The sequence below is a fragment of the Nonomuraea helvata genome (assembly GCF_039535785.1).
In the GTDB taxonomy this organism is placed as follows: Bacteria; Actinomycetota; Actinomycetes; order Streptosporangiales; family Streptosporangiaceae; genus Nonomuraea; species Nonomuraea helvata.
This window is the reverse complement of record NZ_BAAAXV010000005.1, coordinates 1,611,043-1,623,584: the sequence shown is the minus strand read 5'-3', so window position 1 is coordinate 1,623,584 and position 12,542 is coordinate 1,611,043. Positions and strand designations below refer to the sequence as shown.

The following is a 12,542-nucleotide window of genomic DNA, read 5'->3' as shown; positions in this document are numbered from 1 at the left end:
GTATGACGATCGATGACCTTGACGCCCGGCTGATCGCGCTCCTGACGGAGGAGCCCCGTCTGGGCGTGCTCGAATGCTCGCGCCGGCTCGCCGTGGCCCGCGGCACCGTTCAGGCCCGGCTCGACCGGCTGATCGCCAGGGGCGTGATCACGGGGTTCGGGCCCGACGTGTCGCCCGAGGCCCTCGGCTACGGCGTCACCGCGTTCGTCAGCATGGAGATCAGGCAGATCGCCGGGCACGATCCGGTGGCCGACCGGCTGGCCGCGATCCCCGAGGTGCTGGAGGTGCACACGATCACCGGCGACAGCGATCTGCTCTGCCGCGTGGTCGCGCGGACAAATGCCGATCTTCAACGGGTTATCGACCGGATAGTGGACGTTCAGGGTGTGCTCAGGACTAATTCGATCATCGCCCTGGACACACCGGTTCCATACAGAGTGCTGCCGTTGGTCGCCGATGTCCCGCGCAGGAGCTAGCTCCCGCCGTACTATCGCTGTGGGACGGGGCACCGATATCGATCGTTTACCCTTGGCATTCGCCCAGCTTGCGGGGGTTGTCCGAAGGTGACGAGGGGGTCGGGGTGCGGAGCGGCGGTGGTAACGGGATGCGAAAACGGCGGGTTCTCCGGCTTCTACTGATTTCTTTGGGTGCAGGAATCCTCGTACTCGTCGGGCTTTTCGCGGTCGCGTGGGCCATGACGCCCATTCCTGACTCCACGCAGAAGGAAGCCACTGCGCAGGGTTCGGTGATCTATTACCGTGACGGCAAGAGCGTGATCGCCCGCCAGGGCATCGACCGCAAGAACGTCGAGCTGGCCAAGGTGCCCAAGCACGTGCGCGACGCGGTCATCGCGGCGGAGAACCGCTCCTTCTACGAGGACGGCGGCGTGTCGGTCAAGGGCACCGCGCGGGCCGTCTGGTCCACCGTCAGCGGGCAGCAGCTCCAGGGCGGCTCGACGATCACCCAGCAGCTCGTACGCAACTACTACAGCGGCCTCAGCCAGGAGCGCTCCGTCACCCGGAAGTTCAAAGAGATCCTCATCGCGATGAAGGTCGACCAGTCCAAGTCGAAGGACTGGGTGCTGGAGCAGTACCTCAACACGATCTACTTCGGCCGCGGCGCCAACGGCGTCGAGTCGGCCGCCCGCGCCTACTTCGGCAAGCACGTCGACCAGCTCAGCGTGGCCGAGGGCGCCTACCTCGCGGCGGTGATCCAGCAGCCCAGCCGGTTCGCCGACCCCAAGGGCGCCGATCTCGAGGCGGCCAAGGTCCGCTGGCAGTCGGTGATCGACGCGATGGGCCAGACGGGCACGCTGACGCCCGAGCAGGTCGCCGCCCAGCGCTTCCCCCAGCTCGCGGCCCCGAAGAAGCCGTTCGAGCTCAAGGGCCAGGCCCAGTACATGCTGGAGCAGGTGACGGCCGAGCTCAACCGGCGCGGCTACACCGACGAGGACATCAACGGCGGCGGCCTGAAGATCGTCACCACGTTCGACAAGAAGCTCATGCAGGCGGCACAGCGGGCCGTCAAGGACGTGCTGCCCGACTCGACACCCAAGAAGGTCCGTACGGGGCTCGCGGCCGTCGATCCGGCCACCGGCGAGATCGTCGCCTTCTACGGGGGCAAGCCTTCGCAGTCGGAGCACTGGGACAGCGCGTTCTCGTCCAAGGTCCAGGCGGGGTCGACCTTCAAGCCGTACACGCTGGCGGCGGCGCTCGACAACGGCTTCGACCTGTCCACCAGGGTCAACGGCAACTCGCCGATGCGCGTGGCGTCGGACCCGAAGCCGATCCCCAACGACAGCGACCGTTCGTACGGCCAGATCAACCTGGTGCGGGCCACCCAGAACTCGGTCAACACCGCGTTCGTGGACCTCGGCCAGAAGGTCGGCCTGGACAAGGTCGCCGCCGTCGCCGAGAAGGCGGGCATCCCCAAGGCGCAGATCGAGCAGCAGCAGGCCTACGCGTCCTTCCCGCTCGGCGTCTCCTCGGTCAGCGCCGTCCAGAACGCCTCGGGCTTCTCCACCTTCGCCAACAAGGGCACGCACATGGAGGCCCACGTGGTGATGTCGGTCACCGACGCGAAGGGCAAGAAGAAGGTCATCGAGCCGGTCGCGACGCGGGTGGTCAGCGAGCAGGCCGCCGCGGACACCGTGTACGCGATGCAGCAGGTCGTCAAGTACGGCACCGGCACCGCCGCCCGGCTCTACGACCGCCCGGTGGCCGGCAAGACGGGCACCACGGACAAGTCGAAGTCGGTCTGGTTCAACGGGTTCACGCCGCAGCTCGCCGTCGCGGTCGACATGTTCAGGGAGGACAACGCCACCGTCACGATCCCCGGGTACGGCACGCAGTTCGGCGGACAGCTGCCGGCGCAGATCTGGCGGGCGTTCATGACCGAGGCCATGGCGGGCCAGCCGGTGGAGGAGTTCCCCGAGCCGTCGGACTACGGCTGGGGGCCCGACTACTCGACGCCCGACAACAACCAGGACGTTCCCCAGCAGGACTACACGTCTCCGACGAACCCCAACGACTGGAACAGCACGCCCACGCCTGAGCCCACCGGGCCCACGGCCACGGACCCGCCGTCGACCGATGCGCCGAGCGACAACGGTGACGGGCAGAACGGACAGCCGGACCAGCCGCCCGAGCACACGGAGCCGCCGGCCACGCAGGCCCCCGTCCCCACGACCGGTGGCGACACGGGGACCGACCCCAACACGGGCCGCCCGCAGACCGGATAGCTGTACTCAGTTGGCCAGCTCGGCGCGGAGCTCCTGGACCGTGCTCACGGGCATGCGGCAGGTGAATCCCCTGCACACGTAGGCGGCAGGCGCCCCGCCGACGAGCCCGCGGCCCTCCAGCAGCTCGGGGAAGTCGCCGGGGCCGAGTGCGACCACCAGCCCGGGAACGTCGGCCAGCAGCGCCTGCCGGTGCAGCGCCACCGTACGCGGGTCGTCGGCCGGCCCGATCACGGCGACCTCCACGGGACCGTCCAGGGCCGCCCGCGCCACGGACAGCCCCCACCCGGCGAACCTGGCGTGCCCCGTGGCCAGCACGGACACGGTGCCGAGCGCGGCCTGGGCGGCCTCACGGTGCCGCGTGGAGCCGGTCAGCGCGCCGTACGACAGCAGCGCGCCCGCGGCCGCGTACTGGCCCGACGGGGTGGCGTTGTCCGTGGGGTCCTGCGGCCGCTGGAAGAGCCGCTCGGCGTCGTCCGCCGTGTCGTAGAAGCCGCCCGTGCCGTCGGCGAACCTGTCGAGCACGGTGTCCAGCAGGGTCCCCGCGAGCCGCAGCCACCTGGCCTCGCCGGTGACGCCGTACAGGGAGATCAGGCCTTCGGCCAGGTTGGCGTAGTCGTCGAGCACCCCGGCGTTCGTGCCGGCCCTGCCGTCCTTGGACGTACGCAGCAGCCTGCCGTCCACCACATGCGTGCTCGCGAGCAGTTCGGCCGCGCCCGTGGCCGCCGCCACGAGGTCGGGCCGCTCGAACGCCAGGCCGGTCTCCGCCAGCGCCGCGATGGTCAGGCCGTTCCACGAGGCCACGACCTTGTCGTCGCGCCCGGGGCGTACCCGCAGGTCTCTTGCGGCGAGCAGCCGGCCGCGGACGCCCGCGTAGCGTACGGGGTCGTCGGGGTCGCGCGGCAGCTGCAGCACGGACGCGCCGTGCTCGAACGTGCCGGTCACCGTCACCTCGAAGAGCTCCTGCGCCCAGCGGCGGTCGTCCTCGCCGAGCACGTCGCGGAGCTCCTCGGGCGTCCAGACGTAGAACTTGCCCTCCACGCCCTCGCTGTCGGCGTCGAGCGCCGAGGCGAACCCGCCCTCCTTCGTGCGCAACTCGCGCAGCATCCAGTCGGCCGTCTCCAGCGCCACGCGCCGCGCCAGCTCGCCGCCGCCCGCCTTCCACCAGTGCGTGTAGACGCGCAGCAGGAGCGCGTTGTCGTAGAGCATCTTCTCGAAGTGCGGCACCACCCATTCCGCGTCCACGCTGTAGCGCGCGAACCCGCCGCCGAGCTGGTCGTACATGCCGCCGCGGGCCATCGCCTCGAGCGTCCTGCCGCTCATCTCGCGCTCACCGGAGCGCAGCAGGAACTCCAGCACCATCGACGGCGGGAACTTCGGCGCCCCGCCGAACCCGCCGTTCGCGGCGTCGAACTCCTCGCGCAGATTACGCACGGCCCGCGCCAGCGTCTCCTCGTCGGGCACGGCTCCGCTGGGCAGGGTGGTGCCCGCGTTGAGCGCCTCCACCACCTTGGCGCCCTGCTTCAGCACGATGTCCCGGTCGCCCCTCCACACGTTGTGCACCTCGGTGAGCAGGCGCTGGAAGTGGGGGCGCGGGAAGTAGGTGCCGCAGTAGAACGGGTGGCCCTCGGGCGTCGCGAACACCGTCATCGGCCAGCCGCCCTGGCGGGTCATGGCCTGCGTGGCGCCCATGTAGACGGCGTCCACGTCCGGCCGTTCCTCGCGGTCGACCTTGATGTTGACGAAGTGCTCGTTCATGAGGCGCGCGGTTTCGGCGTTCTCGAAGCTCTCATGTGCCATGACATGGCACCAGTGGCACGCCGAGTAGCCGACGCTGATGAGCAGCGGCACGTCCCGCCGCCTGGCCTCCGCGAACGCCTCCTCACCCCAGGGGTGCCAGTCCACGGGGTTGTCCGCGTGCTGGAGCAGGTAAGGGCTTGTGGCGTCTTTCAAGCGGTTCATCAGGACCTCCCCTGATCAGCCTAGTCCGCCCCCGACCCGGCACTCCTCGATCGCCACCTCCCTGGCCCCCGCGAGACAGGGCGGGAGGCTGACCCGGGAGGGTGGGACGGCGTAGGTTACGGGCGTGGATATGGACTTCCTCTGCGCCCACGCAGCACGCCCAGCGAGCGCCATCACGCGCAGGGACGTGGCACGCGCGCTGCTCGCCGTACCGTCAGGAGTGGCGCTCGTGGCGCTGCCCGACCTGCGGCGGGCGATGATGTCGGCGGGCAACCCGCTCTCCCTCCCGTTCTGGGAGTCCGCCAAGGCCACGCTCAGCTCCATCGAGTCCGGCGTCGCCACGGTCGGTGACGTGCAGCGCTGGGTCGAGTCCACCGGCACCGAGCCGATGCTCATGACGCCCAGCTACTTCGTCTGGCCGGAGGAGGACGAGCGCGGGCCCGTGGCGGCGGAGATGTTCGCGCGGCTCGTCGCGTACCTGGAGGAAAAGGTTGAGGTCGGCGAGATCGACCCCGACGCGCTGGTCGCGGGCGATCAGGAGGCCCGCAGGGTGTACGAGGAACTGCAGGAGCACTGGCTCAGCACCCCGCTGCCCGACGGCAGGGTGCCCGGGTTCGCGGTGAGCGACGAGCAGGACGAGGAGCTGTTCGCGGCCTGGGACGAGGAGGAGGCGTTCGCGCTGTCGGAGCTGCGGCGCATCGTCGCGGGCCTGCCCGAGCAGCCCGAGCTGCCCGCCGGCGACCTGGAGGCGGCCGGCGCGCGCCTGCGCGAACTGCTGGCCGAGCCGGGCTACCCCGGCAACGTGCTGCGGGCCTGTGCCGGGTTCGATGACGCTCCCATGCCGGACGACGACGGTGAGCTGTGGCTGGCGGTGGCGGCGGGCATCGCGGGGCCCATCTCGGACCTGTCAGAGGGTGGGGACGCGCTGGAGGAGTTCGCCGACCTCGACAGGGAGCTCAGCCTGGAGGACGCCACGCTGGCCGACCTCTGCGCGATCCAGCACGCCGACTGGCTGGCCGGGGTGGCGGCGCTGACCAGGCTCGGCCCCGGTGTGCTCGCCTCGCCCGAACGGATCGCGCGGCTCATCGCCGAGTCGGAGGACATCGACGTCGACGACCAGGACGACGACGACCTCGACGCGACGGAGACGCTGTTCGCGTCGGTGGTTGGCCTGTGGGCCCAGCTCGGCATCGTCGACCGGAGCGAGGTGCTCACCCCGCTGGGCTGGTGGGGGCTGCCCAAGGCCCTGGAACGGGCCTGGTCACCTGCCGCCGAATGAGGCGTCGACCAGCTCCTGGAACTCGGGGTGGCGCTCGATGTACTTCGCGACGTACGGGCACAGGGGCACGACGCGCAGGCCGGTGTCGGCGCTCGTCTGGAGCGCGTATCCGACCAGCTTGCTCGCCAGCCCCTGCCCCTCGTACGCGGGCAGCACCTCGGTGTGCGTGAAAACGATCTTCGTGGGCAGCAGCCTGTAGTCGGCGAAGCCGGCGACCTTGCCGTCCACGAGGACCTCGAACCGGCTCTCCGTCGAGTTGTCGACCACCTCGATCGGCATCTACTCGGCCTTCTTGTCGTCCGTGTCGCCCTCGTGCGGCACCTGGATCTTCGACATCTGCTTGTTCATCGACTTGATCAGGATGTAGAGGGCGAACCCGAGAAAGGCGACAACGAGGAAGCCGAGCAGCCCCGGACTCACATCACCTGCTGCTAGAACGTTCACAGTTCCAGTCTGCCACTCAGGGCGGGTGGTCCCGTCAGTGGCAGGCGGGGGAGACGTCCTCGGCGTGGATGCCGGCGAACAGGTCGTCCTCGGGCAGCTCGGTGTCCACCAGCGAGCGCGCCAGGTGGTAGTCCTCGGTCGGCCAGATCTCCTGCTGGAGCTCGCGCGGGCAGACGAACCACCAGCTGTCGGGGTCGATCTGGGTGGCGTGGGCCAGCAGGGCCTGGTCGCGGATGTCGAAGTAGTCGCCGCACGGCACCCGCGTGGTCACCGGCCACTTGGCCGGGCGGTCCTCCCAGCGGGCGATCCAGTCGGCGTAAGGGGAGCCCAGGCCGCGCGAGGTCATCGCCTCGTGCAGCGCCTCGAAGCGCTCCTTGGTGAAGCCCATCTGGTAGTAGAGCTTCAGCGGCTGCCAGGGGTCGCCGGTGCCGGGGTAGCGGTCGGGGTCGCCGGCCGCCTCGAAGGCCTCCACGGAGACCCTGTTGGTCATGATGTGGTCGGGGTGCGGGTAGCCGCCGTCGTCGTCGTACGTGATGATCACATGCGGCCTGAACTCGCGCACGGCCGCCACCAGCGGCGCCGATGCGTCCTCAAGCTTCTGCAAGGCGAAGCAGCCCTCGGGCAGCGCCTCGTCCTCGTTCTCCGGCAGGCCGGAGTCGACGAAGCCCATGAAGCGCTGCTGCACACCCAGGATCTCGCGGGCATGGTCCATCTCGGCCTTGCGCACTGCGGCGATGTTGGCCACGATCTCGGGTCGGTCCATCTTGGGGTTGAGCACGGAGCCGCGCTCACCGCCCGTGAGGGTACAGACGAGCACTTCCACGCCTTCGCGCACGTAACGCGCCATCGTGGCGGCGCCCTTGCTCGACTCGTCATCGGGGTGGGCGTGGACGGCCATCAGCCTCAGCGGTGCACTCACGGGCTCGATGTCTCCTCAGTCGGGACCGGTCACTCGCCCAGAGAGGCTAGTTTCTGCTGGGCGGTCGCGAGGGCACACCCCCCGCGGGCGACAATTGTCTCGGATAACGCTCAGGGAGTGCAGGGAGATTCCGCCATGGCGACCAGAGATGTCGAGAACGGACCAGTTCTCGGCACACCCGACGACTTCCCGGACCGTCCCAGGCGCGGCGGCCGGCTCGTCGTCCACGTCGTGATCGGCGTGCTGGTGGCCATCATCGCCGGCGGCTGGGGGTACGTCATGTGGTCCATGACGGCCGGCGGCTCGGAGGCTCCGTCGCAGGTGGTGACGTTCACCATTGAAAGCGCGAATCGCGCAGAGATCACCTTTGAGGTGTACAAGCCAGACGATAGGGTGGCTGTCTGCCGGATCAGGGCGCTGGACGTCTATCACACGGAAGTGGGCAGCAAGGAAGTAAGAATCCCGGCTGGGGAGGGTAGTAAGCAGATCAAGGAAAGCCTCGACACGAGTGGTCAGGCCACTTCCGTCCACATCCAGTACTGCAATCTCGTATAGTGAGACATTTGGGGAAGCGTTGGAGCGGTTGACTTGTTAGCCTTTCGCAATTCAACCACACGTAACCTCAAGTGACCTCAGGGCCCCCTAGGCAAGCAAGGAGAACCCGTGGCCGACTCTCGTGATGAGAACGTCACATGGCTGACGCAGGAGGCGTACGACCGCCTGAAGGCGGAGTACGAGTATCTCTCGGGCCCCGGGCGCGTCGACATCGCCAAGAAGATCGAAGCCGCCCGTGAAGAGGGCGACCTGCGTGAGAACGGCGGCTACCACGCCGCCAAGGACGAGCAGGGCAAGATGGAGGCCCGCATCTTCCACCTCCGGCAGATCCTCGACAATGCCCAGGTGGGAGAGGCTCCCAAGGCCGAGGGCGTGGTGGGCCCCGGCATGACCGTGACCATCCGGTTCGTAGGCGACGACGACGAGGTCACCTTCCTGCTCGCCTCCCGCGAGGAGAGCGGAGCGCCGATCGACGTCTACTCGCCGAAGTCGCCGCTGGGAGCGGCGATCAACGGGAAGAAGATCGGGGAGAAGGCGACCTACTCGATGCCCAACGGGCGCCAGAACACCGTCGAGATCCTCGAGGCAGTGCCGTACATCGGCAACTGACTCCCCCGCATGACGACCGCCGGGCCCACGTCGGCCCGGCGGATTTTTCGCGTGCGACGGGGATTCGGCAGGACCTCAGCTTCCTGGTCAAGTCTCGTAAGCGGCGCGACACGTACAAGCTGGTGCCGTTCATCGTGGTGGCGCTGGTCGCGGTGCTGACAGCCGACGTGCTGCTGCTGGTGCGGCCCGAGCAGGAGGCCGGGCAGCCCGTACGCGCCCAGGCCACGCCCAAGTCGACGCTGATGGCCCAGCAGCGCCGGCAGCAGCCACCGGCCCAGCAGCAACCGGCCCAGCAGCAACCGGCCCAGCAGCAACCGGCACAGCAGCAACCGCCGGCGCAGCAGCCCGCCGTGACGCTCCAGCCGGTGGCGCCGCTGAAGAAGCTGCACAAGCCCAACTTGTTCGTGCTCACCCGCAAGCCGTTCACCAACGAGCTGTTACAGAAGGTCGCCAAGCTGCGCGGGGTGCGGGCGCTTGAGCTGGCCGACGCGGCGTCGATCACGCTCGACGGCAAGCGGGTGCAGACGCTCGCGGTGAATCCGTCCACGTTCCGCTCGTACACGCCCAAGGTGACCGCTTCGTCCGACCCGCTGTGGCAGAACGTCGCGGCCGGTGACGTGGCCGTGTCGTTCGTACTGGGCAACGACGGCGGGCTCACGCTGCACAGGCGGGTGGCGGGTCCGGCGGGGACGCTGCGGATCGGCGCGTACGCCACCACCGGGTTCGGCGCGGTGGACGCCGTCGTCTCCAAGGACGTGGGCCGCAGCCTGGGACTGCCCCGCGACAACGCGCTCATCGTGAGCGCCCCCGACACCAACTCCGACACGCTGCGCAAGTCCATACTCAAGGCGCTGCCCAAGGGCACGCAGGCGGTCATGGTCAACCCCGTGCTGCCTCAGCCGCAGACCAGGACGCGCAGCTGGCCCGCAGGGTCGTTCATGACCGGCGAGCAGATCACCGTGGCGCTGAAGGCCGCCGCCTCCAAGCTGGGCCGGCCGTACGTGTGGGGCGCCGAGGGTCCCGACACGTTCGACTGCTCAGGTCTGGTCCAGTGGGCCTTCGCCCAGGCAGGGGTGCGGATGCCCCGGGTGACGCACCAGCAGTGGGTGACCGGTCCCCAGGTCCCGCTGTCGCAGGCCCAGCCAGGCGATCTGATCTTCTGGCGCCTTGATCCGACCAATCCCGGTTATATCTCGCACGTAGCGATTTACTGGGGTGACGGGAAGATGATCCAGGCGCCCCGCACCGGAGACGTCGTGAAGATCTCCCCGGTGCACACCCGCAATCTGGCGGGCGTCGTCCGCGTGAGCCCCATCGCGGCGGCCAAGGTCCGCTGACCACCCTTCGCCATCCTGCTCGGACAGGACGGGAATCGGTGCGTGCATTTCGCGTGCAACTATGTAATGGTAATTACATGGCAACGGACAACGAGACAGCGCAGATCCACGGCTGGTTCACCGGGCGGTTGCCCGAAGGATGGTTCACCGGCGCGCCAGAGATCGTCAGGGACCGCGAGGAGATCGCGGTGCTCGGCACGCTGCCCGATCCCCCCGGCGATGTGCCCGAGGCCGAGCGCATCGCCCTGATCGAGGGGCTGGCCAGAAGGTTCAGGGAAGAGACGCGCGAGCGGCGGATCGAGATCGCCAGGGAGGCCGAGCGCAAGTTCCGGCAGAAGGTCTCCTGGGGCGTGGTCTGCGGCGGTGAGACTGTGATGTTCACCACGCTCTCCGTGCCCGTCATGACCAGGCTGCGCCAGTCCGAGCGGCAGGTGCTCGACACGCTCGTGGCGGCGGGAGTGGCGAGGAGCAGGAGTGACGCGCTCGCCTGGTGCGTCCGGCTGGTCGGGAAGCACACCGACACGTGGCTCGCGGATCTGCGGGACGCTCTCCAGCATGTCGACCGAGTCCGCTCCGAGGGGCCGGACGTCAATTCCTGAGACGGTCCAGCGGAAACGGACGCGGAAATGGACTAAACCACTTGGGAAATTGGTTTAGACCAGCTCTATTGGACTGGACCACTGTGTGTTAATTCTCTTTTAAATCCGCTCCGCGTGGGTAGGCTCCTCCAATCGTCAGGGCCGCTGCCTGCGACGACGGCCAGTGCCAACAGGTCTATGCCAATTGGCCACAATGCCGGTTCGTCGTTAATGATGACTGAGCCCTGGAGAGAGTGGAGGAGTCACAGTCGTGTCCGTTTCCGTGGAAGTGCCCGCACCGACCAGCAATAGCGAATTGGCCGCGTGGGTGAACGAGATCGCCGCCCTGACCCAGCCGGACCGGATCGAATGGTGCGACGGATCAGAGGAGGAGTGGACGCGTCTGACCAACCTCCTCGTGGATCAGGGCACGTTCGAGCGGCTGGCCGCCCGGCCCAACAGCTTCTACGCCAAGTCCGACCCCAGCGACGTGGCCAGGGTCGAGGACCGCACCTTCATCTGCTCCGAGCGCGAGGAGGACGCGGGGCCCACCAACAACTGGATCGCTCCGGACGAGATGCGCCGGACGTTCGGACAGCTGTTCAAGGGCAGCATGCGCGGCCGCACCATGTACGTCGTGCCCTTCTGCATGGGCCCGCTCGGCGGCGTGATCTCGCAGCTCGGCGTCGAGATCACCGACTCCCCGTACGTCGCCGTCTCCATGCGGATCATGACGAGGATGGGGGAGAGGGCGCTCCGCCTCATCGAGGAGCGGGCCGAGTTCGTCAAGTGCGTGCACTCCGTCGGGGCGCCGCTGGAGCACGGCCAGGCGGACGTGCCGTGGCCGTGCAGCTCGACCAAGTACATCAGCCACTTCCCCGAGACCCGCGAGATCTGGTCGTACGGCTCCGGGTACGGCGGCAACGCCCTGCTCGGCAAGAAGTGCTACGCCCTGCGCATCGCCAGCGCCATGGCCCGCGACGAGGGCTGGATGGCCGAGCACATGCTGATCCTCAAGCTCACCCCGCCCTCCGGCGAGACCCGCTACGTCGCCGCCGCGTTCCCGAGCGCCTGTGGTAAGACCAACCTCGCCATGCTCCAGCCCACGATCCCCGGCTGGAAGGTCGAGACGATCGGCGACGACATCGCCTGGATGCGCTTCGGCGACGACGGCCGCCTCTACGCGATCAACCCGGAGGCCGGCTTCTTCGGCGTCGCGCCCGGCACCGGCCAGGTGACCAACGCCAACGCGATCAGGACGCTCTGGGGCAACAGCATCTTCACCAACGTCGCGCTCACCGACGACGGCGACGTGTGGTGGGAGGGGCTGACCGAGGAGCCGCCGGCGCACCTGACCGACTGGAAGGGCCGCTCCTGGACGCCTGACAGCGACGAGCCGGCCGCCCACCCGAACGCCCGCTTCACCACCCCGGCCGCCCAGTGTCCGACCATCGCACCCGAATGGCAGGACCCCAAGGGCGTGCCCATCTCAGCGATCTTGTTCGGCGGGCGCCGCGCCACCGCCGTGCCTCTGGTGACGGAGTCGCTGAGCTGGGAGCACGGCGTCTTCCTCGGAGCCAACGTCGCCTCCGAGAAGACCGCCGCGGCCGAGGGCAAGGTCGGCGAGCTGCGCTACGACCCGTTCGCCATGCTGCCGTTCTGCGGCTACAACATGGGCGACTACTTCGACCACTGGCTGGACATCGGCCGCCGCAAGGGCGCCAAGCTGCCCCGGATCTACTACGTCAACTGGTTCCGCAAGAACGCCGACGGCAAGTTCATCTGGCCGGGCTTCGGCGAGAACAGCCGCGTGCTCAAGTGGATCGTCGACCGGCTCAACGGCGAGGCCAAGGCCGTGCCGACCGCGATCGGCCTGCTCCCGGACGACCTCGACACCGAGGGCCTGGACCTGTCAGAAGAGGACCTGCGCACGCTGCTGTCGGTCGACAAGGACGTGTGGCGCGAGGAGGCGTCGCGGATCCCGGCCCACTTCGACAAGTTCGGCTCGCACCTGCCGAAGGAGCTGTGGGACGAGTACCACGCTCTGCTGGACCGGCTGGGCTGACCCCCTTGTGCGGTACGGCGGCGCCGTCTAACTTGACGGACTGCCGTACCGCTCAGA

12 protein-coding genes are annotated in these 12,542 nt (G+C 68.6%); 8 read left to right on the top strand and 4 right to left on the bottom strand.

Annotated elements, in window-relative coordinates:
- Positions 1–2: 2 nt before the first annotated feature.
- Together ABD830_RS26975 and ABD830_RS26970 are read left to right on the top strand one after the other, a co-directional pair.
- A complete protein-coding gene (locus tag ABD830_RS26975; protein ID WP_344992846.1) occupies positions 3–476 on the top strand; it encodes an Lrp/AsnC family transcriptional regulator in 474 nt (157 codons plus the stop codon).
- Between the two features lie 167 nt (positions 477–643).
- The gene (locus ABD830_RS26970; protein WP_344992843.1) at positions 644–2,740 is read left to right on the top strand and encodes a transglycosylase domain-containing protein; all 2,097 of its coding nucleotides are present in this window, start codon (positions 644–646) and stop codon (positions 2,738–2,740) included.
- Positions 2,741–2,746: 6 nt separating this feature from the next.
- On the opposite strand, the gene ABD830_RS26965 is transcribed toward ABD830_RS26970, so the two are convergent.
- The gene (locus tag ABD830_RS26965) at positions 2,747–4,699 is read right to left on the bottom strand and encodes a thioredoxin domain-containing protein (RefSeq protein WP_344992840.1); all 1,953 of its coding nucleotides are present in this window, start codon (positions 4,697–4,699) and stop codon (positions 2,747–2,749) included.
- A 130-nt stretch (positions 4,700–4,829) separates the two neighbouring features.
- Between ABD830_RS26965 and ABD830_RS26960 the strand changes: the two genes are divergently transcribed.
- Positions 4,830–5,978, top strand: a complete 1,149-nt coding sequence (locus tag ABD830_RS26960) for a hypothetical protein (RefSeq protein ID WP_344993056.1) — start codon at positions 4,830–4,832, stop codon at positions 5,976–5,978.
- Here the strand turns inward: ABD830_RS26960 and ABD830_RS26955 are convergent.
- From ABD830_RS26955 to mca, 3 genes are read right to left on the bottom strand one after another with little or no spacing between them, the layout of a single operon-like run.
- Positions 5,961–6,257 carry a GNAT family N-acetyltransferase gene (locus ABD830_RS26955; protein ID WP_344992838.1) on the bottom strand — a complete coding sequence of 99 codons (297 nt, stop codon included), beginning with the start codon at positions 6,255–6,257 and terminating at the stop codon, positions 5,961–5,963. The two genes, ABD830_RS26960 and ABD830_RS26955, sit on opposite strands and share 18 nt — an antisense overlap.
- Positions 6,258–6,422: a hypothetical protein gene (locus tag ABD830_RS26950; protein ID WP_344992836.1), complete on the bottom strand. Its 165-nt coding sequence runs from the start codon at positions 6,420–6,422 to the stop codon at positions 6,258–6,260.
- A gap of 34 nt (positions 6,423–6,456) precedes the next feature.
- Complete coding sequence (gene mca / locus ABD830_RS26945; protein ID WP_344992834.1) at positions 6,457–7,341, bottom strand: mycothiol conjugate amidase Mca; 885 nt, start codon at positions 7,339–7,341, stop codon at positions 6,457–6,459.
- A gap of 135 nt (positions 7,342–7,476) precedes the next feature.
- On the opposite strand from mca, the gene ABD830_RS26940 reads away from it, so the two are divergent.
- The 5 genes from ABD830_RS26940 to ABD830_RS26920 all read left to right on the top strand — a co-directional run bounded on the left by ABD830_RS26940 (position 7,477) and on the right by ABD830_RS26920 (position 12,485).
- On the top strand, positions 7,477–7,896 hold the full coding sequence (locus tag ABD830_RS26940) for a DUF4307 domain-containing protein (protein ID WP_344992833.1): 420 nt from the start codon (positions 7,477–7,479) through the stop codon (positions 7,894–7,896).
- Positions 7,897–8,004: 108 nt separating this feature from the next.
- Positions 8,005–8,505 (top strand): transcription elongation factor GreA, encoded by a 501-nt coding sequence (greA, locus tag ABD830_RS26935; RefSeq protein WP_148437100.1) that lies wholly within the window; start codon positions 8,005–8,007, stop codon positions 8,503–8,505.
- A gap of 122 nt (positions 8,506–8,627) precedes the next feature.
- Positions 8,628–9,842: a C40 family peptidase gene (locus ABD830_RS26930; RefSeq protein ID WP_344992829.1), complete on the top strand. Its 1,215-nt coding sequence runs from the start codon at positions 8,628–8,630 to the stop codon at positions 9,840–9,842.
- 77 nt (positions 9,843–9,919) lie between these two features.
- A complete protein-coding gene (locus ABD830_RS26925) occupies positions 9,920–10,441 on the top strand; it encodes a hypothetical protein (RefSeq protein ID WP_344992827.1) in 522 nt (173 codons plus the stop codon).
- A gap of 250 nt (positions 10,442–10,691) precedes the next feature.
- Positions 10,692–12,485 carry a phosphoenolpyruvate carboxykinase (GTP) gene (locus tag ABD830_RS26920; protein WP_344992825.1) on the top strand — a complete coding sequence of 598 codons (1,794 nt, stop codon included), beginning with the start codon at positions 10,692–10,694 and terminating at the stop codon, positions 12,483–12,485.
- The last annotated feature ends 57 nt before the right edge of the window (positions 12,486–12,542 follow it).